At 65.1% G+C, this 24,488-nt stretch carries 19 protein-coding genes; 12 read left to right on the forward strand and 7 right to left on the reverse strand.

Going from position 1 to position 24,488, the window contains the following annotated elements; genetic code table 11:
- Positions 1-32 precede the first annotated feature (32 nt).
- The 8 genes from ACQR13_RS10215 to ACQR13_RS10250 all read left to right on the forward strand — a co-directional run bounded on the left by ACQR13_RS10215 (position 33) and on the right by ACQR13_RS10250 (position 8,470).
- Positions 33-1,016 (forward strand): ABC transporter ATP-binding protein, encoded by a 984-nt coding sequence (locus tag ACQR13_RS10215; protein ID WP_316225133.1) that lies wholly within the window; start codon positions 33-35, stop codon positions 1,014-1,016.
- On the forward strand, positions 1,013-2,008 hold the full coding sequence (locus ACQR13_RS10220) for an ABC transporter ATP-binding protein (protein WP_315715758.1): 996 nt from the start codon (positions 1,013-1,015) through the stop codon (positions 2,006-2,008). The genes ACQR13_RS10215 and ACQR13_RS10220 overlap by 4 nt, the downstream gene beginning before the upstream one ends.
- A 48-nt stretch (positions 2,009-2,056) precedes the next feature.
- A complete protein-coding gene (locus ACQR13_RS10225) occupies positions 2,057-3,859 on the forward strand; it encodes a gamma-glutamyltransferase family protein (protein ID WP_434843557.1) in 1,803 nt (600 codons plus the stop codon).
- A gap of 15 nt (positions 3,860-3,874) precedes the next feature.
- A complete protein-coding gene (locus ACQR13_RS10230; protein WP_316186855.1) occupies positions 3,875-4,585 on the forward strand; it encodes a DUF1028 domain-containing protein in 711 nt (236 codons plus the stop codon).
- A gap of 84 nt (positions 4,586-4,669) precedes the next feature.
- Positions 4,670-6,181: an ABC transporter substrate-binding protein gene (locus ACQR13_RS10235; protein ID WP_315715826.1), complete on the forward strand. Its 1,512-nt coding sequence runs from the start codon at positions 4,670-4,672 to the stop codon at positions 6,179-6,181.
- A gap of 145 nt (positions 6,182-6,326) precedes the next feature.
- Positions 6,327-7,268 (forward strand): ABC transporter permease, encoded by a 942-nt coding sequence (locus tag ACQR13_RS10240; protein ID WP_316188161.1) that lies wholly within the window; start codon positions 6,327-6,329, stop codon positions 7,266-7,268.
- A 64-nt stretch (positions 7,269-7,332) separates the two neighbouring features.
- Positions 7,333-8,163: an ABC transporter permease gene (locus ACQR13_RS10245; RefSeq protein WP_316202325.1), complete on the forward strand. Its 831-nt coding sequence runs from the start codon at positions 7,333-7,335 to the stop codon at positions 8,161-8,163.
- Between the two features lie 25 nt (positions 8,164-8,188).
- Complete coding sequence (locus tag ACQR13_RS10250) at positions 8,189-8,470, forward strand: hypothetical protein (protein WP_315776418.1); 282 nt, start codon at positions 8,189-8,191, stop codon at positions 8,468-8,470.
- 121 nt (positions 8,471-8,591) lie between these two features.
- Here the strand turns inward: ACQR13_RS10250 and ACQR13_RS10255 are convergent, their stop codons facing one another.
- The 3 genes from ACQR13_RS10255 to ACQR13_RS10265 form a co-directional block, all read right to left on the reverse strand.
- Positions 8,592-11,690: a MexW/MexI family multidrug efflux RND transporter permease subunit gene (locus ACQR13_RS10255; RefSeq protein ID WP_315715753.1), complete on the reverse strand. Its 3,099-nt coding sequence runs from the start codon at positions 11,688-11,690 to the stop codon at positions 8,592-8,594.
- Between the two features lie 80 nt (positions 11,691-11,770).
- The gene (locus tag ACQR13_RS10260; protein WP_315754709.1) at positions 11,771-12,961 is read right to left on the reverse strand and encodes an efflux RND transporter periplasmic adaptor subunit; all 1,191 of its coding nucleotides are present in this window, start codon (positions 12,959-12,961) and stop codon (positions 11,771-11,773) included.
- Between the two features lies 1 nt (position 12,962).
- Positions 12,963-13,649: a TetR/AcrR family transcriptional regulator gene (locus ACQR13_RS10265; protein ID WP_315715751.1), complete on the reverse strand. Its 687-nt coding sequence runs from the start codon at positions 13,647-13,649 to the stop codon at positions 12,963-12,965.
- Positions 13,650-13,929: 280 nt separating this feature from the next.
- On the opposite strand from ACQR13_RS10265, the gene ACQR13_RS10270 reads away from it, so the two are divergent.
- A complete protein-coding gene (locus ACQR13_RS10270) occupies positions 13,930-15,156 on the forward strand; it encodes a cytochrome P450 (RefSeq protein ID WP_315754711.1) in 1,227 nt (408 codons plus the stop codon).
- A 287-nt stretch (positions 15,157-15,443) separates the two neighbouring features.
- On the forward strand, positions 15,444-17,198 hold the full coding sequence (locus ACQR13_RS10275; RefSeq protein ID WP_316193913.1) for a hypothetical protein: 1,755 nt from the start codon (positions 15,444-15,446) through the stop codon (positions 17,196-17,198).
- Between the two features lie 762 nt (positions 17,199-17,960).
- Here the strand turns inward: ACQR13_RS10275 and ACQR13_RS10280 are convergent.
- From ACQR13_RS10280 to ACQR13_RS10290, 3 genes are all read right to left on the reverse strand, one after another.
- Positions 17,961-18,902, reverse strand: coding sequence for an NAD(P)H-binding protein (locus tag ACQR13_RS10280; RefSeq protein WP_315754739.1), 942 nt, complete (start codon positions 18,900-18,902; stop codon positions 17,961-17,963).
- A 138-nt stretch (positions 18,903-19,040) separates the two neighbouring features.
- Positions 19,041-19,889: a VOC family protein gene (locus ACQR13_RS10285; protein WP_315754715.1), complete on the reverse strand. Its 849-nt coding sequence runs from the start codon at positions 19,887-19,889 to the stop codon at positions 19,041-19,043.
- Positions 19,886-21,145, reverse strand: coding sequence for a Glu/Leu/Phe/Val family dehydrogenase (locus tag ACQR13_RS10290; RefSeq protein WP_315754716.1), 1,260 nt, complete (start codon positions 21,143-21,145; stop codon positions 19,886-19,888). Before ACQR13_RS10290 ends, ACQR13_RS10285 begins: the two co-directional genes overlap by 4 nt.
- Before the next feature lie 205 nt (positions 21,146-21,350).
- Between ACQR13_RS10290 and ACQR13_RS10295 the strand changes: the two genes are divergently transcribed.
- Both ACQR13_RS10295 and rbsK read left to right on the forward strand, forming a co-directional pair.
- A complete protein-coding gene (locus ACQR13_RS10295; protein ID WP_315715822.1) occupies positions 21,351-22,244 on the forward strand; it encodes a sugar kinase in 894 nt (297 codons plus the stop codon).
- A 20-nt stretch (positions 22,245-22,264) separates the two neighbouring features.
- Positions 22,265-23,173 carry a ribokinase gene (rbsK, locus tag ACQR13_RS10300; protein WP_315754718.1) on the forward strand — a complete coding sequence of 303 codons (909 nt, stop codon included), beginning with the start codon at positions 22,265-22,267 and terminating at the stop codon, positions 23,171-23,173.
- On the opposite strand, the gene ACQR13_RS10305 is transcribed toward rbsK, so the two are convergent.
- A complete protein-coding gene (locus ACQR13_RS10305) occupies positions 23,170-24,405 on the reverse strand; it encodes an NAD(P)/FAD-dependent oxidoreductase (RefSeq protein ID WP_315754720.1) in 1,236 nt (411 codons plus the stop codon). The two genes, rbsK and ACQR13_RS10305, sit on opposite strands and share 4 nt — an antisense overlap.
- Positions 24,406-24,488: the final 83 nt, after the last annotated feature.

Genomic DNA, 24,488 nt, shown 5'->3' on the forward strand with positions numbered 1-24,488 from the left:
CGCGTGAATGCGTCCTTCCGAGGCTTGAGCTCATGACCGCCCCCGTTCTGTCCGTGCGCAACCTGCAGGTCGAGTTCGCGACCCGGCGCGGCACCCTGCGCGCGATCGACGGCGTCTCCTACGACATCGCCAAGGGCGAGGTGCTCGGCGTCGTCGGCGAATCCGGTGCCGGCAAATCCGTCACCGGCCTTGCCGTGATCGGCCTGATCGATCCTCCGGGCCGCATCTCCGGCGGCGAGATTGAGCTCTCCGGCCTGCGGATCGACAACCTGCCCCCGGAGGAGATGCGCAAGGTGCGCGGCAAGCGCATCGGCATGATCTTCCAGGATCCGCTGACCTCGCTCAATCCGCTGTATCGCGTCGGCGACCAGATCATCGAGACCATCAGGACCCACACCAACCTCACCGAGCAGCAGGCGCGCAAGCGAGCCATCGACCTGCTCGCCGAGGTCGGCATATCGGCGCCCGAGAAGCGCATCGACGGCTATCCGCACGAATTCTCCGGCGGCATGCGCCAGCGCGTCGTGATCGCGCTGGCGCTGTGCGCCGAGCCGGAGCTGATCATCGCAGACGAGCCGACCACCGCGCTGGACGTCTCCGTGCAGGCGCAAATCATCTCGCTGATCAAGCGGCTCGGCCGCGACCACGGCACCGCCGTGATGCTGGTGACCCACGACATGGGCGTGATCGCCGAGACCTGCGACCGCGTCGCCGTGATGTATGCCGGCCGCGTCGCCGAGATCGGCCCGGTGCAGGAGGTGATCAACAACCCGCTGCACCCCTACGCCAAGGGGCTGATGGGCGCGATCCCGACGCTCGCGGGCGAGGAGAAGCGGCTGGTGCAGATCCCAGGCTCGATGCCGCGACTGTCCGCGATCCCGCCCGGCTGCTCGTTCAATCCGCGCTGCAGCTTCGCCTTCGACCGCTGCCGCGTCGACCGGCCGGAGCCGCTGCGCCAGGGCACGCAGGCCGTCGCCTGTCATCTGTACGATCGCGCGACGGAGACCGCGGCATGACCGATTTCGTCGAGGTCAAGAACCTGCGCCGGGTCTTCGACGTCTCGAAACCCTGGCTCAACCGCGTGATCGAGCGTCAGCCGCAGGAGTTCCTGAAGGCGGTCGACGGCGTCAGCTTCGGCATCAGGAAGGGCGAGACCTTCGCGCTGGTCGGCGAATCCGGTTCTGGCAAGACCACGGTCGCACGCATGGTGGTCGGGCTGCTGGCGCCGACGTCGGGCGAGGTCATCATCGACGGCGTGTCGATGAGCGAAGCGCGCCAGGCCCAGGTGCGGCGCAAGCTGCGCCGCCGCATCCAGATGGTGTTTCAGGATCCTTACGCGAGCCTCAATCCGCGCTTCCGCGTCGATAGCATCATCGCCGAGCCGATCCGCGCCTTTGACATCATCGAGGGTGAGCGCCAGATCAAGGACCGCGTCGGCGAGTTGCTGACGCTGGTCGGCCTGCATCCCGACGACGGCCAGAAATTCCCGCACGAATTCTCTGGCGGGCAGCGTCAGCGCATCGCCATCGCGCGCGCGCTCGCCTCTGAGGCCGAGTTCATCGTCTGCGACGAGCCGACCTCGGCGCTCGACGTCTCCGTGCAGGCGCAGATCCTCAATCTGATGCGCGATTTGCAGGACAAGTTCGGCCTGACCTATCTGTTCATCAGCCACAATCTCGCAGTCGTCCGCCACATGGCGAGCCGCATCGGCGTGATGTATCTCGGCCGCATCGTCGAGATCGCCGATGGCCGCACGCTGTTCAGCGACCCGCGCATGCCCTACACCAAGATGCTGCTCGGCGCAGTGCCGGACCTGTCGATGTCCGGCCGCCAGCGCATTCCGGTCAAAGGCGAGATCCCGAACCCGATCAATCCGCCCTCGGGCTGCACCTTCAACCCACGCTGTCCCCTTGCATTCGATCTCTGTCGGCAGCAGTCGCCCGAACTCATCGGCGGCGTGGCCTGCCATGCGGTGAACCAGCCGGCGAGCGCGGCCGTTCCTGCATGAGGCAACGAGTCGTGATGCGGACGGACCGATCATCAGAATGAAAGTCACATGAGCTTCATCAACCCCGATCCCTTCACGACCCGCCCCGAGATCGACGGCACCTTCGGCGTCGTCACCTCCACGCACTGGCTCGCCACCGCGGTAGGCATGGCGATGCTGGAGCGCGGCGGCAACGCCTTCGATGCCGGCGTCGCCGCGGCCTTCACCCTGCAGGTGGTGGAGCCGCATCTCAACGGTCCCGGCGGCGACGTGCCGATCATCCTGCACGACGTCAAGCGCGGTCGCACCGAGGTCATCTGCGGCCAGGGCCCGGCGCCATCAGGCGCCACCATCGCGCACTACAGGAACGAAGGCCTCGACATGGTGCCCGGCACCGGCCTGCTCGCGGCCTGCGTGCCCGGCACGTTCGAGTCCTGGATGCTGCTGCTGCGCGACTACGGCACGATGCGGCTGCGCGACGTGCTGGAGCCGGCGATTTCCTACGCGCGCGACGGCTATCCGCTTGTCGAGCGCATCTCGGCGACGATCCAGACCGTGGAGCAGCTGTTCAAGACGCATTGGCCGACCTCGGCCGCGCTCTATCTGCCCAATGGCGAGGTGCCGAGGCCGGGCACGCTGTTCACCAATCCACAGCTCGCGGAAACCTACGCACGCATCCTGAGTGAAGGCGAAAGCGCGGGTGCTGATCGTGACGCGCAGATCGAGCGCGCGCGCAAGGCCTGGTCGCAGGGCTTCGTCGCCGAGGCTATCGACCGCTTCTGCCGGACGCAGGAAGTGATGGACGTCTCGGGCTCGCGCCACAAGGGCGTGCTGACAGCCGACGACATGGCGCGCTGGCAGCCGACCATCGAGGCACCGCTGACCTATCAGTATGGCCGCTACACCGTTTGCAAGGCCGGCGTCTGGAGCCAGGGCCCGGTGCTGCTGCAGCAGCTCGCGCTGCTCAAGGGCTTTGCGCTCGACGGCCTCGATCCAACCGGACCCGACTTCATCCATTGGCAGATCGAAGCGGCGAAGCTGGCGTTCGCTGACCGCGAGGCATTCTACGGCGATCCTGCTTTCGCCGACATCCCGATCGAGACGCTGCTATCGGATGCCTACAACGACGAGCGCCGCAAGCTGATTACGGAAAAGGCCTCGCTCGAGCTGCGTCCCGGCACGCTCGACGGCTACGGCGCCAAGGTGAAGCTGCGCGAGGCCCAAGGCCGCCGCGAGGCCGTCGGCGCAATGGGCTCGGGCGAGCCGACCGTCGGCCGCTTCGGCGAGGTGCGCGGCGACACCGTGCATTTCGACATCATCGATTCCCGAGGCAACATGATCTCGGCGACGCCCTCCGGCGGCTGGCTGCAATCATCGCCGGTCATCCCCGAGCTCGGCTTCTGCCTCGGCACGCGCGCGCAGATGTTCTGGCTCGAGGAGGATCATCCGGCCGCGCTGGTGCCGGGCAAGCGGCCGCGCACCACGCTGTCCCCGAGCATGGCGCTGCGCGACGGCGAGCCTTACGTCGCCTGGGGGTCGCCGGGGGGCGATCAGCAGGACCAGTGGAACACGCAGTTCTTCCTGCGCCACGTCCATGCCGGCATGAACCTGCAAGAGTCGATCGACGCCCCGGCGTGGCACTCCGAGCATTTCCCGATCTCGTTCTGGCCGCGCACCGCGCGCCCCGGCGTGCTCGTGGTCGAGGGCCGCGTGCCCAAGGCGACCGTCGAGGAGCTGCGCCGCCGCGGCCATGTCGTCGAGGTCGGGCCGGACTGGTCGGAAGGCCGGCTCACCGCGGCCTCACGCGTCGGCCGCCGCCGCCGCGCCGCGGCCAATCCACGGGGCATGCAGGGTTACGCCGCCGGACGATAAGAGAGCAACGCGACGATGACCTGGTCGATCATTGCCAAGGACGATCTCACCGGCCGGATCGGCATCGCCGTCGCCACCCGCTTCTTCGCCGTCGGCGCGCGCGTGCCCTTCATCGTCGCCGGCCACGGCGGCATCGCCACACAGGCGCTGGTCAATCCCTATTACGGCATCGACGGCGTCACGCTGCTGCACGACGGCCGGCATCCGCGCGAGATCGTGCAACTGCTGACATCTGCCGATCCCGGCCGCGAGAGCCGCCAGCTCCACATCCTCGATCACAACGGCCAGATTGCCGCCCACACCGGCCGCGACTGCATCGACTGGTGCGGCCATCTCGAAGGCCGTGGCTTTTCGATTGCCGGCAACATGCTGGCCGGCCCGCAGGTGCTGAACGAAACCGCGAACGCCTTTCTCGCCAACAGCGCCCTGCCCCTCGCCCTGCGCCTGATCGCGGCCATGAAGGCCGGCGAGGCCGCCGGCGGTGACAAGCGCGGCAAACAGTCGGCCGCTCTTCTGGTCCACGGCAAGGAGGAATGGTCCGAGCTCGATCTGCGTGTCGATGATCACCCCGATCCGCTGGCAGAGCTCGAACGACTGGAGGGCGTTAGCCGCAAGCATTGGGCCGTGTTCCGGCAGTTCATGCCGACGCGCGACAATCCGGCAGGGATCACGGATCGCGCCACGATTGATGCCGGCATCGCCGCCGCGCTCGCGAACCAGACATGACCGAGCCGGAAGCACGGCGCGTGATCGGGGTTGGTATTGATAGTGCAACAACGCAGGCTGCATTCGCGTGAGGGACATCGGATGATGAGGAACTGGTGCTTGGCCGCGGTCGCGGCCGTTGTCGTCGCCTCTTGGGGGCCGGTCGCGCAGGCGCAGACCACCTTGCGCATCGGCCTTGCCGAGGACCCCGACGTTCTCGATCCGACCATGGCCCGCACCTATGTCGGCCGCATCGTCTTCGCCGCGACCTGCGACAAGCTGTTCGACATCGACGACAAGCTCAACATCGTGCCGCAGCTCGCGCTGTCGCAGCAGACCTCGGCCGACGGCAAGGAGGTCACCATCAAGCTCCGGCCCGGCGTCAAGTTTCATGACGGCGAGCCGTTCGACGCTGAGGCCGCCAAGTTCTCGCTCGACCGCCATCTCACCCTCCCCGGCTCGTTCCGCAAGCCGGAGCTGGCCTCGCTCGATCATGTCGACGTCGTCGATCCCTTGACGATCAAGCTGGTGTTGAAAGCGCCGTTCTCGCCGCTGATCGCCCAGCTCACCGACCGCGCCGGCATGATGGTGTCGCCGAAGGCGGCCAAGGAGGCCGGCGACAAGTTCGGCCTGCATCCGGTCTGCGCCGGTCCCTACAAGTTCGTCGAGCGCGTCCAGCAGGACCGCATCGTGTTCGAGAAGTTCGCCGACTACTGGAACAAGGACAACGTCTTCATCGACAGGATCGTCTACCAGCCGATCGTCGACGCCACGGTGCGGCTGGCGAACCTGAAGTCCGGAGCCCTCGACCTGATCGAGCGCGTGCTCGCCACCGACATCAAGGACGTGCGCGCCGATTCCAAGCTTGCGCTGTCGACCGCGATCGAGCTCGGCTATCAGGGCATCACGCTCAACATCGGCAAGGACAAGGCCAAGGGCCCACTCAGCCAGTCCGCGAAGGTGCGCCAGGCGCTCGATCTCGCGATCGACCGCGAGGCGCTCAACCAGGTGGTCTTCAACGGCGAATTCATGCCGGGCAACCAGTGGGTCAATCCCTCGCATCCCTATTATCAGAAGGCCTTCCCGGTGCGTGCCCGCGATGTCGAGAAGGCAAAGGCGCTGCTGAAGGAGGCCGGCGTGACGACGCCTGTCGCGGTCGACTTCATGGTACCGAAGGGCGCCGAGACCGAGGCGGCCGCCCAGGTCGTACAGTCGATGGCCGCCGAGGCCGGCTTCGACATGAAGATCCGAGTGACGGAGTTTGCGACCTCGTTGAAGCAGGCCGAGGCCGGCGACTATCAGGCGTTCATGTTGTCATGGAGCGGCCGGATCGATCCCGACGGCAACAGCTACGTGTTCCTGCACAGCAACGCGCCGCAGAACTACAGCGTCTGGGCCAACGCCGAGGCCGACAAGGCGCTCAGCGACGCACGGCTGGTGACCGACATGGCCCAGCGCAAGGCGCTTTACGAGAAGCTGACCAAGCTCGAGATCGAGGACGAGCCGATTCTCTACCTCTACCACCGACGCATCCTGATCGCGCACACCAAGAAGCTCGAGGGCTACAAGCAGATGCCGGACGGCCTGGTGCGCGTGATCGGCCTGAAGCTGAAGTGAGCAGTCACTTGGCCCCCCTTCGTTGGGACGCGACCGCGACGCCTCGCGCGCGCTGCGCTCCCTCGCCCCTTGTGGGGGAGGGAACGCTGGGAGCACGACCGGTTTCCGATGACGCGCCGGGTGACTGCCGCGAGGGACGCAGATCATGCTGACGTTCCTCGCCCGCCGCATCGCCCAGATCATCCCGACGCTGATCTTTGTCTCCATCCTCATCTTCTCGCTGCAACAGCTCCTGCCCGGCGATCCCGCGCTGGTGATGGCCGGCGAGGAGCGCGATCCGGCGGTGATCGAGCAGATCCGCAAACAGTATCGGCTCGACCAGCCGCTTCCGGTTCAGTACGGCTACTGGATCAAGGGCGTGCTCTCGGGCGATTTCGGCGAGTCGCTGCGCATCAAGATGCCGGTGCGCGACCTCATCCTGCAGAAGCTGCCCGTGACCCTGCAGCTCGCCTCGATGGCGATCGTGATCGCGTTCCTGATCGGCATTCCCGCCGGCATCGTTTCCGCCGTGAAGCGCGGAACGGCCTGGGACTATGCCGCCAACCTGTTTGCGCTGTGGGGCATCTCGACGCCGAACTTCTGGCTCGGCATCATGCTGATCTTCCTGTTCTCGATCCAGCTCGGCTGGCTGCCCGCCTCCGGTTACGTCTCGCCCGCCGAGGACTGGCGGGCCAGTCTCGCCGCCACCATCATGCCGGCCTTCGTGCTCGGCAATGCCATCGCCGCGATCCTGATGCGCCACACCCGCAGCGCGATGCTGCAGGTGCTGAGCAGCGACTACATCCGCACCGCGCGCGCCAAGGGCATCTCTGAACGCCAGGTCATCCTGCGCCACGCGCTGCGCAATGCCCTGACGCCGGTGATCACACTGGGCGCGCTCGAGCTCGGGACGCTGTTGTCCGGCGCCGTGCTGACCGAGCAGATCTTCTCGATCCCCGGCTTCGGCAAGCTGATCGTCGATGCCGTGTTCAATCGCGACTACGCCGTCGTGCAGGGCGTCGTGCTGGTCACCGCCACCGTCTACATCATGCTGAACCTGATCGCCGATCTCGCCTATGTCCTCGTCAATCCGCGGCTGAGGAGCTGAGATGGCCGAGACGATGCTGTCAGCTCCGCACGGAGCCCGCGCCCTCGCTCCGCTCGAGCGGCCGATGCAGCGCACCTTGCGCCGACTGGTGAAGCGCAAAGGCGCCATGGTCGGGTTCTGCCTGATCACGGCCTTCATCCTCCTCGCCGTGCTCGCGCCGGTGGTGGCGCCCTACGATCCCATCAAGACGAGCTGGGCGCTGGTGCGCAAGGCGCCGTCGGCGGCGCATTGGCTCGGCACCGATGATCTCGGCCGCGACATGCTGGCCCGCGTGATCTACGGCGCGCGGGCCTCGCTGCTGGCCGGAGCGATCTCGGTCGCCATCGCGCTGGCGATCGGCGTCCCGATCGGCATGATCGCAGGCTACCGCGGCGGCTTCCTCGATGCTCTGATCAGCCGCATCACCGACGCGATGCTGGCCTGCCCGTTCCTGATCCTGGCGATCGCGCTGGCGGCGTTCCTGGGGCCGAGCCTCGGCAATGCCATGATCGCGATCGGCATCTCGGCGACGCCGATCTTCGTCCGGCTGACCCGCGGCGAGGTGATGAGCGTCAAGGTCGAGGAATATGTCGAGGCCGCCCGCAGCGTCGGCGATACCGACCTGCAGATCGCGGTCAGGCACATCCTGCCGAACATCATGCCGGCGCTATTGGTTCAGGCGACGTTGTCGGTCGCCGCCGCCATCATCGCCGAGGCCGCGCTGTCATTCCTAGGCCTGGGCCAGCAGCCGCCCGCCCCGTCCTGGGGCAGCATGCTCAACGCCGCCCAGCGCTTCCTCACCAACGCGCCGTGGATGGCGATCTGGCCGGGGCTTGCGATCTTCCTGGTCGTGCTGTCGCTCAACCTGCTGGGCGACGGCCTGCGCGACGCGCTCGATCCGCAGCAGGACGAGTGAGCGAGGTCTCTCCATGCTAGCTCGAATGGCTGAGGATCTCCTGCGATTGTTGACGATCGTCGACATGGGGGCTGGCGTCGTGATCTGGGCGCTGGCGTTTCGCGAGCGGGTCTTGATGGCGAGCCATGCACCGGAATGGCGCGGCTGGTTCACGCTCCGCCGTGTCACTGCCGACGAATATTCCCGCGCCTATCGCGCGCACTTCCATCGGTCATTGCACTACGCCTTCGCGTTTTTCATCATCATCGGCATCGCCGCTCTGCTGATCCTGCTCGACCATCTGTTCTTTAAGAGGCCGCTGTGCTGAGCGCCGCGGCGGGCGCCGCCGGCCGTGACGACAGTAAGGGGAGAAAGAGACGGCCCGACAAAAACGGCGACTGCCAGGAGCAGCCGCCGTTGATCTTCAGCCCCCCAAAGAAACTGCCCGCTCACGTCGCCTTCAGCGCGTGGTCGGTCTCGGCGTCGAACTGGGCGATCTGCCGGGCGCGCAGCGACTTGGCGGCGGCCTGGTGGTTGGTGGCGATGACGGTGTAGACGGCCGGCAGCACGAACAGTGTGAACAAGGTGCCGATCGACATGCCGGCGACGACGACGAGGCCGATCGAGAAGCGGCTGGCGGCGCCGGCGCCGGTCGCGGTCAAGAGCGGGATCAGGCCGGTGACCATCGCCGCCGTGGTCATCAGGATCGGCCGCAGGCGGATGCGCGCGGACGTCTCGATGGCGGTGCGGCGGTCCATCCCCTCGTTGAGCTGCAGCTCGTTGGCGAACTCCACCATCAGGATGCCGTGCTTGGTGATCAGGCCGACCAGCGTCAGCAGGCCGACCTGGGTGTAGATGTTCATGGTCGCCAGCCCGAAGAACAGCGGGATCAGCGCGCCGACGATCGCCATGGGCACGCTGATCATGATCACCAGCGGATCGCGCAGGCTCTCGAACTGCGCCGCCAGCACCAGGAAGATGATGACCAGCGCGAAGCCGAAGGTGATGGCGAGCTGATTGCCCTCCTGGACGTATTGACGGGCGTCGGCGAGATAGTCGTGGCTGAAGCCGGACGGCAGGTTCTTGGCCTGCTTCTCCAGGAAGTCGACCGCCTGCCCGACGGTGACGCCCGGCATCGGCACGGCGGAGAAGGTCGCCGAGTTGAGCTGGTTGAAATGCGTCAGCGAGTTCGGGTCGGTCGCGGTCTCGATGTTGACGACGGTCGACAGCGGCACCTGCTGGCCGGCCGAGGTCGCGACATAGTAGCCGGACAGCGATTCCGGCGAGATCCGCTTGTCACGCGGCACCTGCGGAATCACCTGATAGGAGCGGCCCTCGAGGTTGAAGCGGTTGATGTAGTTGCCGCCGAGCAGTACGGCCAGCGTGTTGCCGATCGACTGCATGGTGATGCCGAGATCGCTCGCCTTGCTGCGATTGATCCAGACCTTGACCACCGGCTGATTGAACTCGAGGTCGCTGTCGGAGACGATGAACATGCCGCTCTTGCGGGCGGCGTCCTTCAGCTTGGCCATCTGCTCATAGACCGCCTGGAAGCCGCTGGTCGAGCTGATCACCATCTGCACCGGCAGGCCGCCGGGGCCGCCCGGCAGCGCCGGCAGGTTGAAGGCGAAGGCGTTGATGCCCTCGATCTTGGACAGCTCCGCCTGCACCAGCGGCTTCAGCTTGATCGAGGAGCGCGTGCGCTCGTCCCAGGGCTTGAGCAGCATGCCGGCAAAGCCGCCCTGCGGGCCGAGGATGCCGTTCAGAACGAAGCGAAGGTCGGTCTCGGGGAACTTCTGGAACGCCTTGTCGACCTTGTCGGTGTAGAAGTTGATGTAGTCGATGTTGGCGTATTTCGGTGCCTTGGTGATCGAGAACACGATGCCCTGATCTTCCTCCGGCGCCAGCTCCTTCGAGGTGTGCATGTAGAGGAAGCCGACGAGGCCGAGGATCGTCAGCGCGAACAGCGCCGTCACCGGCCGGTAGTCGAGCGAGCGGTCGAGCTGCCGGCCGTACCAGCGCGTCATCGCGCCGAACACCCGGTTGACGAGCCGCGCGAAGCGGCCCTCCTCGGCGCTGCGCAGCAGCACCGAGCACATCATCGGCGACAGGGTCAGCGCGATGACGCCGGAGACGATGACCGAGCCGGCGAGCGTGAACGCGAATTCGCGGAACAGCGAGCCGGTGAGACCGCCGAGGAAGCCGATCGGGGCATACACCGCAGCCAGCGTGATCGTCATCGAGACGACGGGACCGACGATCTCGCGGGCGCCCTGCAATGCGGCCTGCACGGGCGCTTTGCCCTCCTCCAGATGGCGATGGATGTTCTCCACCACCACGATGGCGTCGTCGACGACGAGGCCGATCGCCAGCACCATGGCGAGCAGGGTCAGCAGGTTGATGGAAAAGCCGAACGCCAGCATCATCGTGCAGACGCCGATCAAGGACAGCGGGATGGTTACGACGGGAATGATGACCGAGCGCAGCGACGCCAGGAACAGGAAGATCACGACGATGACGATCAGCACGGCCTCGCCGAGCGTGTGCTCGACCTCGTCGATCGACGACTGGATGAACTTGGTGGAATCGTAGGCCACCTTCATCTTCATCGACGGCGGCAAATTGCGCTCGAGGTCCGGGAACAGCGCGCGCACGCCCTTGACGATGTTGAGCGGGTTGCCCTGCGGCGTCGCGTCGACGCCGATGAAGATCGCGCGCTCGCCGTTGAAGGCGACGCTGGCGTCGGTGCTCTGCGCGGCGAGCTCGACGGTGGCGATGTCCTCCATGCGGACGAAGCCGCCGTCCTTGGCCTTGACGATCATCCGCTTGAACTGGTTGACGTCGGTCAGGCCGGTGTTGGTCGTGACGTTGGAGACGATGAAATAGCCCTTGGCCTGGCCGGCCGCGGACTGGAAGTTGTTGGCGGCGATGGCCGCCGCCACATCGGTCGGCGACACGTTGCGGCCGGCCATCTTCTCCGGATTGAGCCAGATCCGCATCGCAAAGGTCTGGCCGCCCAGGATGTTCGCCGCGGCGACACCATCGACGGTCGACAGCACCGGCTGCACCACGCGCGTCAGATAGTCTGATATCGCCGAGCCCGACAGCTCCTCGCTGGAGAAGCCGAGATACATCACCGAGGTCGTCTGTCCCGTCGTCTTGGTGACGATGGGATCGTTGGATTCCTTCGGAATGAGGTAGCGGACCGAGTTCACCTTGGCGAGCACCTCAGTGAGCGCCTGGTTCGGATCGAAATTGAGCTTGATGAACACCTGGATCGTGCTGGTGCCCTGCACCGAGGACGAGGTGATGTAGTCGACGCCCTCGGCGGATGCGACCGCCTGCTCCAAGGGCGTGGTGATGAAGCCCTGCATCAGATCGGCGGAGGCGCCGGGATAGACGGTCGTCACGTTGACGACGGTGTTGGACAGCTTCGGATATTGCCGGATCGGCAGCACGAAGGCGGCGCGCAGGCCGAGCAGCAGAATGAGCAGGCTGACCACGACCGACAGCACCGGGCGCTTGATGAAGATATCGGTGAAACGCATCGCGGCAATCCCGTCAGCAGAAGTCAGATGAGGTCCGGGCGGGCCGCCTCAGGGCGGCCCGCCATTGGATCAGAGGTCGCTCAGTAGCGCGGCGGCTTCGCCGGGACCGGCGGCAGCGGATCGGTGGAGATCGCGACCGCGGCGCCGGACTGGATCTTGAGCTGGCCGACGGCGACGACGCGATCGCCTTCCTTGAGGCCCTTGAGGATCACCGCGCGGCCGTTGATGCGGTCGCCGGTCTGCACATAGATGCGGTCGGCCGTCAGCGCGGTCTTGCCGTCGTCGGTCTTCTTCTCGTTGATGACGAACACCGAGTCGCCATACAGCGTGTAGTCGACCGCGGTCTCCGGCACCGTCAGCACCGGCGGCTTGTCCGGCAGCACCACGGTGGCGGTGGCGAACATGCCCGGCTTCAGGATGCGCTCCGGATTGGCGATCGTCGCCTGCACGCGGATGTTGCGCGTGTCGGTCGCGATCTGCGGCTCAATCGTGGTGATCTTGCCTTCGAAGGTCCGGCCCGGATAGGCATCGACGCCGATGCGGACGGTCTGGCCGACCTTGAGCTGGCCGCTGTCCTTCTCCGTCACGGTGAAGTTCACCCACAGCTCCGACAGATCGGTCAGCGACACGATCTGCGTGCCGGCGCTGAGATACTGGCCAACCTCGACCTTGCGGACGCCGAGATCGCCGTCGAACGGCGCGCGCACCAGCTTCTGCGCGATCAGCGCCTCGGTCTTGGCGATGCCGGCCTGGGCCTGGTCGTAGGCGGCCTGGGCCTGGTCGACGGTCGCCTGCGGCCCGAACTGGCGCGACGCCAGCTGCTTGGCGCGATCAAGCGACAATTGCGCCACAGTCACCTGGGCCTTGTAGTTGGCGAGATCGCCCTGATCCGGCGCGTCATAGAGCTGCACCAGCGGCGCGCCCTGCTTCACCGTGGAGCCCGGCGTGAACATGATGTCGGTGATGCGGCCGCTGACGTCCGAGGTCACGTTGACCTGATGCACGGCGGCGAGATCGCCGACTGCAGTCAACAGGTTCGGCACCGTCTCCGAACTCGCCGTCGCGACGCTGACGTTGAGCGGCGGCGGCTTCATGTTGGCGAAGAACTGCGCGATCATCTTGTCGCGGAACATGTTGAACCATACGAGACCGCCGACCAGCGCCACGAGCAGGCCGCCAACCACGATGAACCACAGCACCGGGCGGGTGCGCTTGCGCGGCTTGCCGTGGACCGGCTTTCCTGAGAGCTTGGGTTCCGTCGCAATGTTCATGTCATGCACTTTCTGCCGTCGCCGGCCGGGCCGGAGGTTGCGACAATTCGTGATCGAGGTAGCACGCAATGGCGGCGTCGGTCAGTCCGATGCCGCGCAGGATGAATTCGCTGAGCTGGCGCTCCAGGCTCGCCGCAGTTCCATACGGCACACAGGGAATGGATGGAAGCCGCGTCAATGCCGCCATCAAGACCGTGTGATGCGCGAACCAGAACAGATCGCGCGGCGCGGCCGCCAATCGCACGGCGTCACCGGAGGCAACGGCGCTGTCCAGAGAGTTAACGAACTTGGCGCCGATCAGATCATCGATCTTCGTATACAGCAGCCTTGCGAACTCGCCATCGTCGAGATGGCTCGACGCCATCAGCCGCAGCCGCTGCTCTTCTTCCTCATTGGGGCCGTCGGCAATGCCGAGGAAATGCCGGACCATCCCGGCCATCAGCATGACCAGCGTCGCGGTCGAAGGTTCCTGGCTGAGCAGCACCTCGAAATCCGGATCGGTCTCGCACTCCTCGGTGAGGATCTCCGCATAGAGCGCCGCCTTGGAGGGGAAATGTTTGAACAGCAGCGCTTCCGAGATCGCCGCCGCGGCGGCCACGCTCTTGGTCGTGGTGCCGGCATAGCCATGACGCGCGAAGCAGCGCTTGGCTGCACCGAGGATCAGCTGCCTGCGGAGATCGCTTGTCATGCGCAAAGTGGACATCGGCCGTGAGTAAATACTCACTTGATCTGTGTCAAGAAAGATGCCGCGGCGCAGCAGGGTCGGCGGCCAAGTCCCTGAAATTGCAGGCGGGATTTCACCGGCGCCAAAGGCAATTTTATACCTCTCAAAGCGGCGGATCTGGGGCACCGCTCCATCGGTGGACGCAAGGCCGCGCGGAGACCACCGCGGCGGGCACATTTTCTTCCGCCGCTCGCCGTGCGACGGTCGCCGGGACAAAAACAAGAATCGGCCGGGAGGACCAGACATGACCGACGACGCAGCGCTCGCCAGCCAGTTCGATCTCGAGAGCCTGACGCCGGAGTTCTACGCCGATCCCTACCCGACCTATCGCGCGCTGCGCCGGCACGCCCCGGTCAAGCGCATGCGCAACGGCTCCTATTTCCTCACCCGCTACGACGATCTGATCACCGCCTACAAGGCAACCAGGACGTTTTCGTCGGACAAGAAGCGCGAGTTCGCGCCCAAATACGGCAACTCGCTGCTGTACGAGCATCACACGACGAGCCTCGTCTTCAACGATCCTCCGGCGCACACCCGGGTGCGCCGCCTGATCATGGGCGCGCTGTCGCCGCGCGCGATCGCCGAGATGGAGCCGGCGCTGATCGCGCTGGTCGACGGACTGCTGGACTGGATCGCCGCCAAGGACCGCTTCGAGCTGATCGAGGATTTCGCCGCGGCAATTCCGATCGAAGTGATCGGCAACCTGCTCGGCGTGCCGCACGAGGAGCGCGCCCCCTTGCGCGACTGGTCGCTCGCCATCCTCGGCGCGCTCGAGCCGGTGCTGTCGGCCGAGCAATTCGCCCGTGGCAACCAGGCGGTCGGCGACATGCTGACTTATCTCAAAGACCTGGTCGCGCGGCGGCGCGCGGCTCCCGGCAATCCCGAACGCGACGTGCTGACCCGGCTGATCCAGGGCGAGGCCGACGGCGAGCGGCTGAGCGAGACGGAGCTCTTGCACAACTGCATCTTCCTCCTCAATGCCGGCCACGAGACCACCACCAATCTGATCGGCAACGGCCTCGTGCTGCTGGGCCAGCATCCGGCCGAGCGCAGGAGGCTGATCGAGGCCCCCAACCTGATCCGCACCGCGGTCGAAGAGATCCTGCGCTACGAGAGCTCCAACCAGCTCGGCAATCGGATGACGACGGAAGCCGTCGAGCTTGGCGGCATCGCGTTGGCGCCCGGAACATCGGTCACGCTGTGCATCGGCGCTGCCAACCGCGATCCCGCCCAGTTCGACGATCCCGAACGCTTCGACATCACCCGCCTCGCCAACCGCCACCTCGCCTTCGGCACCGGCGCCCATCAATGCGCAGGGATGGCGCTGGCAAGGCTGGAGGGCGCCGTGGCAATTGGGCGGTTCTTGGCGCGGTTTCCGAACTATCAGCTCGAGGGCGAGCCAGTGCGCGGCGGCCGGGTGCGGTTTCGCGGGTTTGCGAACGTGCCGTGTGTGGTTCAGAGCCAGCCGTAAGAGACTAGTTGGAAACGAATAGCATCAACAGAGGACAACAGTTGCCCTGGAGTCGTTGCTTCCTTGCTCTGATGATGAAGTTGTTCACAAACTCTGCATCTTAAGGTCCTGCAACGAGCAGCCAAGCACCGTGCTCCACCTTCGGCCATACCACTGCGGTCGCCCACCCACAAATACGACAAAGTACGGCCGCTCACCTACCCGTTGATTGAAGGATTGACACCCAACCAGAATCTTTCGAATGATTATCATATAACTTTTGGTTGAGCCAACGGGGAAGGCTCAGGATGACCAGCCAATCGCTTGATACCAATATTTTCAAGACATTAACTCATATTGTGGTGACCGCTGCGGCCGCGACGGGCGCTTGGCTCGCCGGTAGTTCAAACCAGGCAACGATTCTGCTCACCACCGGCCTAACGCTTATTTCTGCGATCTTAGCGCTAGCATTTTCTTTGCTTTACCGACGCACAGTCGCGGTGCTTGGCGCAGGTGGCGCCCCCATAGGGAGTCCAGCGCGCACGTCCTACGACGCACTTCGCCAGAATCTGACTGGCAACAATACTGCGGCAAGAATCTACCACGAACGTCTCACCGCCTTTCTCGACAAAGTTGAACGCTTTCTTGGGGATACGGGCATGGCAGATCGCACGCTCTTTCCAAAAGCTTTTGGACTTCACGCACCGCAGCCGCTCTGGACAGCGCCAGCTTTTGATCGTTGCTTATGGCTTGCCCTGATCTACCCCTTTGCCACTATAGTACTAATTTGGATAATCTCCGGCCATGCCGGCCCGGCGGAAACCGCCCTCGGCTTGCAATCCGGAGTAGCGGGCTGGCAGCGAGTATTGGCGGCCCCGTTCTGCGCTATCACCGGCTTTGTCGTTTGGCTATCATACAAAGAAAAAGACAAGCTAGATATCTATGCATGGGGAGCCCTGACTGTAGTTCTCGCTACGGTCGTAGCAGGTGCGGGCGCTAGCACTGTCGTTATCAATGGGGTGTGCGCCGTCGCAATCGCCGTCGCATTAACCGGGTCTATCACGCTCCCCTATGCTGGCGCTCTAGCTGTCGCGTTCGCGGTCGCTTTCGCGATAATTTTCGTCGGTGCAGTCGCAGGGACTTTTTCGATTGTTAGCGCAGCTTCCGCCTATGCGGGCACTACTTCAACGGCTGTCGTCTTAACCATCGCGCTAATTGTATTGACCGTGGCCACCGCCATAGCCGTCACTTTTTACTTTGCCTTCACAGCGATTATCATTGCTCTACGCCTAATTAATCGTATTGCCATAGCAAAACAGAAGGAGGGATTACTGCTCGCCACAATCGTGATGGCGCTAACCGCCTTCTGCCTATCTGCACCAGCGGTTCTTACATCAACGAGTTCCTTAGATCCATCAGGCCCATTGTTGCTATTTCTCGGTCTTCTTACGCTCGTCAACGCACCCTTTGATTGGGCCTCCCTGGGAATGACTAGGGCGCTCTTACGCCGAGGCCTCGAACGAGGCGGCTGGTGGCCGTACTTGCTCGCGCTACTAGATACGGCCCTAGCAGCAATGATCATTATGATCTTAGCCATCGCGATGGTGGTTGCTGTGCAGGCATTTGACACGATCAGGATTCACCATGGCGGCAAGCCCATTCTGCCGCTACAATCGCTATTTGACGGAATTGCTAGCCACCCTGCCGAGCCGGAGTATTGGTGGCTCTACGCGCTCTTGATTTCCTCCATGATACCAAGCTTTGTGAACCTTATGATTGGAGGCGCCGCATTTTTGCGCGGGGTCCCAGGTTTACGCGCTCTGTTGCTGCGTTTCTTACCTAACGGAAAGGCTGTGCCATCGTTTGATCGCCCCTGGATTGCACTTGTACTCACCGCTCAAACGTTCGTAGGCGCAACGCTTGGCGTCGCCGCTCAGATACTGCTATTGCTCGGCATAGTCGGATATGTAATGCCGTGGCTCGGCCTCCATATTCTCGGCGTTTCTCGTGGCGTTGCGGATTTGAATCTGCCGGAGCGGCTCTGGAGCTTAGTCTTCGGATAAGCAAACAGTAGAGATTCGCGAGAACCCATTTGCCAAAATTCATCCTGTTGTACACTTTAAGTCAGGCCTGAGTTGCGCTGGCATCAATGGGGCATACAGGGATTGCCGCGATAGTGGTTCTCACGATTGGGAAATTTCCCTTCGATTAATAAGATTTCTATTTCGACTTTCCGGGAAAGATGCTATAGAGCTATCGTCCCGCCTCACACGAGGGGCGCTTCGCGGTCGTCACGAACGTCGGGTGCGGGATGCGGTGGGCGTGTCGGTGCTGCGCGCGAGTGAACCTCGCGCGGACGAACGGCAGCGATGCGCACGGTCAAGTCGCGTGGTCCTGACACCCCGACGCTGGTGTCACGCTTGCGCCGGCGCTCACGCGCCGCGCGGGCAACGGTGGCCAGAAAGCCCGGAGCACCGGGGAGAACGCGAAGCAGCCGTCAAACCATCGCGCGGGGAATGCCGGGTGTTCTCGGCTGAACCTGTGGTTCCTGCCGCCTGCATTTTTTCCGCAGGCGGGCCATGGGTGCGGCCAGCGCCCGGCATTCCCCGTGCCCTCTTCTCGAAGAGGGCAGGACGAACGGTAAAGCTCGGACGCGAAACGCGCCGCGAGAAGAAGACCGCATGTCTCATCTCTCCGTCATTGCGAGCGAAGCGACCTGTCCGCCAAAGCCCGAAGGGCGACGGCGGAAGCAATCCAGGGCCGCGCCCGCGACTCTGGATTGCTTCGTCGCTTGCGCTCCTCGCAATGACGCGGAGAGATCGAGGTTAAAACACAGCGTGATCGCCGCGCTCGGCGGTCGCCTCGCCGCGGATCAGCCTGGCGTAGTAGTCGAACAGCGTCTCCGATCCGGTCGACGGCGTGGCGTCGGCGTCGTAGCGGCCGGTGGCGGGATCGAGCACCAGCATGGATTCGGTCGCGTAGTAGCGGCCGATGCGGGCGAGCTCCGCCTTGTCGGCCAGCGACGGCACGATCCGCTTGGCGACATCGAGCCCGCCGATGATGACATCGAGCAGCGCCACCGGGACGTGCCGGAAGTGCGGCTTGCGTCCGAGCAGCGCGAACAGATGCTCGCCCTGTTCGATCGGCGTGATGGCGGGGCCTGGGCCGCCGATCGGCAGCACCCGGTTCCAGCGGCGCTCGTCATCGAGACATCCGGCCAGATAGTCGCCGAGGTCCCCGTCGCTGATCGGCTTGCACGCCGTCAACCGGCCGTCGCCGAACACCATATAGGGCCGGCCCTGCTTCACCCGCGCGACCTGTCCCGACAGCGACTTGAAGAACGCGGTCGGGCGGACGATCGAGTAGGTCAGCCCCTGCTCCATCAGATGCGCTTCGAACGCCAGCTTGGCCCTCTGAAACGCCAGCAGCGGCTTCTGCACGCAGATGGCGGACAGCAGGACGAAGTGACTCACACCGGCACTCCGCGCGGCATCCAGCACGTTCACATGGGCTTGGTAGTCGATCGCCTGGGCATCCCTGGGCACGCCGGTCCGCGAGGCCATGCAGGACACCACGGCGTCGAACCGCTCACCGCCAAAGCCGTCACGTGCGAGGGAGGCGGGATCGGTGACATCCCCCGTCCTGACGGTGGCGCCCGCGATCTTCACGGCGTCATGGCGCGGACGCACCAAGCAGACCACCTCGTGCCCGCGCGCGACGAGCGCGCGTACCGTGGCACGGCCGATCGTTCCCGTCGCGCCAAGCATGAAGACGCGGCGTGGACGGGACACAGTGGCGGGAGCCGGTTCGGAAGGAGAGATCATCGGCGTGGCAAAGACTCCGAATGCCGTTCCGACCTATATCACGGCCGGCTGGCCCATGACGCCGTCGGCTCGGCTTCGACCTCACTCCGCCGCGCGCGGGGTCTTCTCGAGGATCAGCGTGTGGATGCCGCAGGTGCCGCTGTAGAGGCTCATCACCCGTGTGCCCGGCTTGCGGCCGGCGCGCGGCTCGGAGACCTGCAGGCCGGCGGCGAGCAGCCGCGCGCGCGTCGCCTCGATGTCGGCGACGCGCCAGCTCAGGCCCCACAGCTTGTCATGGGCCTTGTCGTTGCCGGCGACCGGCCGCTTCACCACTTCGACGATCAGGTCGCCGCAGCGGAAGAACATCAACTGGCCCCATTCCTGATGGCTGCGGTCGAGCGCCATGTCGAGGCCGAGCCGCGCGCCGTAGAGCGCGGCGGCGCGTTCGGGATCCTCGGTCGAGATCACGATATGGTCGAGGCCGAGCACGGCCGTATCGGCGGTCTTGGCGGACGGCGGGCGCGGCTCGGCGAGCTCGAGGAAGAACATGCGCACGCCACGCGTGAGATCGGTCATGGCGCGGGTGCGCTTCCAATGCAGCGTCTGGCCCGAGATGCGGTCGGTGCTGTCGACCTCGGCAATCGGATCCGGCTTCAGCGCGACCCGCTCGAGCCGCCGATGCATCTTGCCGATATCGCCGGTGGCGAAGCAGATACTGGCGAGCCCCTCGCCCCAGATCTTGATCACGTTGCGGATGCGGTCGGCGGCCACGCCCTGGCCCGCCGGCGCCATCAGCTCCAGGCTCATATTGTCGAGCGTGAACAGGACGCGATCGGCGCCCTCGCCCGAATTCTGCCAGGACGGCTTGCGCGCCAGCAGCGTCTCGAACGCGGCGCTGCCGGCCTGGATGTCCTGCAGCAGGACGACGACGTGGTCGAGGCCGGTGATCACGGAAACAGCCCTCGCGAGTTCTTGGCGGCGCGCACCTTCTCCACGCCGATCGCCATCGCCGCGGTCCGGTGGGAGATGCCGTCGGTCTTGCCGCGCGTCAGCATGCGCTCGAAGGCACGGTCAAGGATCTGGTACTCCCTGCGCATCACCTCCTCTTCCTCCCAGAACAGCTGCTGCAGGTCCTGCACCCATTCGAAATAGCTGACGATGACGCCACCGGAATTGCAGAGAATGTCGGGAATGAGGAAGATCTCGTTGCGGCGCTGGTCGAGCACCAGATCGGCATCCGGCGTGGTCGGGCCGTTGGCGGCTTCCGCAATGACGCGGCATTTCAGGTTCGCCGCCACCTTGGCGTCGATCACCCGCTCGACCGCGGCCGGCACGAGGATGTCGCAGGCCAGGGTCAGGATCTCCCGCGGATCGAAGGCGAGCTCGGTGGAGAAGCCGGCAATGCTGCCGTGCCTGGCGGCGTGCGCCATCAAGGCCGGGATGTCGAGGCCGCGCGGATCATGGAGGGCGCCGGTGTGATCGCTGACCGCAATCACCTTCATGCCCATCTGGTGGAAGCCGAGCGCGGCATAGGAGCCGACATTGCCAAAGCCCTGCACGACCGCGGTGGACTTGGTCGGGTCGATGCCCAGCTCATCCATCACCCGCCTCGACACATGGGCGACGCCGCGGCCGGTCGCCTCGCGGCGCCCCAACGTGCCGCCGGAGAACACCGGCTTGCCGGTCACGATCTCCATCACCGTCTGCCCCTGGTACATGGAATACGTGTCCATGAACCACGCCATCACCTGCTCGTTGGTGCCCATGTCGGGCGCCATCACGTCGGTATGCGGGCCGACGAACGGGATCATCTCCTGCATATAGCGGCGCGACAGCGATTCGAGCTCGCGCTTCGACAGTTTGGAGAGATCGACGTTGATGCCGCCCTTGGCGCCGCCATAGGGCAACCCGACCAACGCGCATTTCCAGCTCATCCAGATCGCGAGCGCGGCGACCTCGCCAATGTCGACCGTCGGAGCGAACCGCGTGCCGCCCTTGGTCGGCCCCATCGTCAGCAGATGCTGGACCCGGTAGCCTTCATAGACCGCGATCGTGCCGTCATCCTTGTGGATCGGACACGAGACGGTGATCGCCCGCTTCGGCAAGAGCAGCCGGTCCCGCTCGTCGGCTGGGATGCCAAGGTGGTCGGCGATCACGTTGAACTGATTGGTGGCCATCTCGAAGACCGGACCCGCATAGACAGTCATATTCCACTCCCGAATCTGCGCTTCTGCAGGCCGGCAACCATAGCGCGACCCGAGCGCCGGCGGCAGGGGGCCACCGGTAGCAGACGGCCGATCTCAACCACCAAGGTGACGATTTGGCGAAGAATTTCAGCGTTGATCCGCTTTGACCGCTTGCTAATCTGCGGCGCCGGGGCCGCGATCACCCCTTAGTGAGACAGAAATGGCAATGCAGGCCCTCTTCATCGGACAGACCTACATCGACGTGACGTTCATCACCGACCACATGCCGACGGGGGACGAGAAGCACGTGGCATCCGACTATGCCGTCTCGTTCGGCGGCAATGCGGTGACTGCGGCATTTTGCTGCGCCAAGCTCGGCATCGTGCCCGACCTGATCGCCACCGTCGCGAATGACTGGCTCGGGCGGATGTTCCAGGACATGACCGCGAAATACGGCATCTCCGTCCATCCCCGGAAGGTCAATGCCTCCTCGCTGTCCTTCATCATGCCGAAGGACGGCAAGCGCGCCATCGTGCGCTGCCGCGACGATGCGCATATCCACCCGTTCCCGCTGCTCAATCTCGGCAATTGCAAGGCGCTGCATGTCGACGGGCACCAGCCCGACGCGGCGTTGCATTATGCCAAGCTGTGCCGCGAGGCCGGCATCCTGACCTCGCTGGACGGCGGCGGCCTGCGCACCAACACCCATGAGCTCCTGGAATATATCGACGTCGCGATCGTGGCCGAGCGGCTGTGCGAGCAGATGGACCTCACGCCGGAGAAGATGCTCGACTACCTGAAGAGCCGCGGCTGCCGCATCGGCGGCGTCACCCAGGGCGAAAAGGGCCTGCTCTGGTATGACGAGGTCGGCGCCGTGCATACGCTGCCCGCCTATCCGATCCCGCGCGAGCGCGTGATCGACACCAACGGCGCCGGCGACGTCTTCCATGGCGCCTATGTGTATTCGTACCTCGCCAATCCTGCGAAGGGCTGGAAGGAGCATTTCGAGTTCGCCCGCGCGGCCTCGACGTTCAAGATCCAGAAGCTCGGCAACGAGGCCGGCCTGCCGACGCTCGCCGATATCGAGCTGGTCCGGCAGGAATTCGAGGCTCGCGTCTAGCGGTTGTGGGGAGCAGGCGGATGGGGCGGGTCGTCGTCGCCGGCAGCATCAACATGGATGTGGTGGCTGCGGCCGAGCGCCATCCGCGCATCGGCGAGACCGTCGCCGGCCGGTCGGTGATGTACTTTCCGGGCGGGAAGGGAGCGAACCAGGCCGTCGCCGCGGCCAAGCTCGGCGTGCCGACGGCGCTGATCGGCCGGCTCGGTCGCGACGCCTTCGGGGAGCAGTTGCGCGCATTTCTCACGGCTCAGGGCATCGATCTCACCGCCGTGAAGGACAGCGCCAGCGCGTCGACCGGCACCGCGATCATCACGCTGGCCAAGGCCGACAACACGATCGTGGTGATATCAGGCGCCAACGCCGAGGTCAGCGCCGACGATGTGGCGCAGGTGTCTCTTGGCTCGGGAGACGTGGCCGTCAGCCAGTTCGAGATCCCGCAAGCGACGATTGTCGCGTTCTTCCAGCGTGCCAAAGCGGCCGGCGCCACCACGATCCTCAACCCCGCCCCCGCGAGCGCCTTCGACAGCCCGCTGTTTGCGCTGGTTGATGTCCTCGTGCTCAACGAAACCGAGCTCGGTTTCCTGGCCGGCATCGAGCTCGGCGACGCGCCGACGCCGCAGCAGGTGAATGAGGCGGTTCGCGCGCTCAAGCCTCGCGACGACCAGACGGTCTGCGTCACGCTCGGCGCGCGTGGCGCGGTCGCGGTTTCTGGTGCCGAGGCCCGGCTGGTCGAAGGCCGCGCGGTGAAGGCCGTCGACACCACCGGTGCCGGCGACTGCTTCGTCGGTGCGCTCGCCGCGCGGCTGTCGCAGGGCGCTGATATCGCGGATGCGATCGGCTATGCCAACGTCGCCGCCTCGATCTCGGTGCAGCGCATGGGCGCCGGCCCGTCGATGCCGACCGAGGAGGAGGTTCGCGCGTGGCTCTAGGCCAGAGCGCTCTTCAGGTCGAAGCTGGGATCAGCGGCCTTGGCTGCATCCAAGGTGCCGCCCGCAGCCAGCAACTTGCGGCCGAACATATGGTCGCCGGCGCGGTTGACCGACTCGATGCCGACCAGCCGGCCCTCCTTGTAACAGAACGCGGAGAACGCCTTTTGCGCCGGATCACCGCGCAGAACGACCTGGTCATAGCCGGTGGTGAGCCCCGCGATCTGGAGCTTGTCATTGCCCTGGTCGCTCCAGAACCACGGCTGTCCGTCATAGGGCTTGACGTCGCCCATCAGCCGCGCCGCGACGCAGCGGGCGTGATCGGTGGCGTTCTGCACCGACTCCAGCCGCAGCGTCCCGCCGAAGCGCTGGCTGACGAACAGGGCGCAGTCGCCGATGGCCGAGATGTGCGGATCGCTGGTGAGCAGATATTCGTCGACGACGATGCCGGAGGCGACCTGCAATCCAGCCTCGGCAGCGAGCTCGACATTCGGCAGCACGCCGACGCCGACCACGACGAGGTCAGCGGGGATGTGCCGACCATCGCTGAGGCTGACGCCGGTGACCTTGTTGCCGTCGGCCTCGATGCTGGTGGCCTGCACGCCGAGATGGATGCGCACGCCGGCTTCCGCATGCTGCTTCTGGAAGTAGTCCGAGATTTCGGCGGTCACTGCCCGCGCCATCACCCGAGCGCCGAGCTCGAGCACGTCGACCTCGAGGCCCTTGATCCGCGCAGTCGCTGCGAATTCAAGACCGATGAAGCCGGCGCCAATGACGACGGCCCGCTTGGCATCGGCGAGCAAGCCTCGCAGCGCTTCGCTGTCGTCGAGAATGCGCAGATAGCGCACCGCTGGGAGATTGGCGTTGGGAATGTCGAGCAGCCGGTTGCGCGCACCGGTCGCGAACACGAGGTGCCCATAGTCGAGCGTCCTACCGGAGGCGAGCAGCACCCGTCGCTGATCGCGCTGAACAGCGACGGCACGATCGTAGACGAGATCGATGGTCTGGTCGGCGTAGAACTTCTGCGGTCGGAACATCAGGGTCTCGGGACCGCCGGTGCCCTTCAGATACGCCTTCGACAGCGGCGGGCGCTGATACGGCAGATGCGGCTCGTCGTTGATCAGATGAATCGGATCGGCAAAGCCTGCCTGACGCAGCGAGGTCGCGAGCTGGAATCCCGCATGCCCCGCACCCACGATCACCACCGGTCCCTTCGTCACTGCACCCTGCCCCATTCTGTCATTGTCCACGCCGACGGAACCGGGTTTTGGCAGACTTGTCCGGCATTGTCACCGGTCCCGCCATACGGTTTAAATGC

Origin of the sequence: Bradyrhizobium sp. HKCCYLRH3059 (assembly GCF_051168035.1) — a bacterium.
In the GTDB taxonomy this organism is placed as follows: Bacteria; Pseudomonadota; Alphaproteobacteria; order Rhizobiales; family Xanthobacteraceae; genus Bradyrhizobium.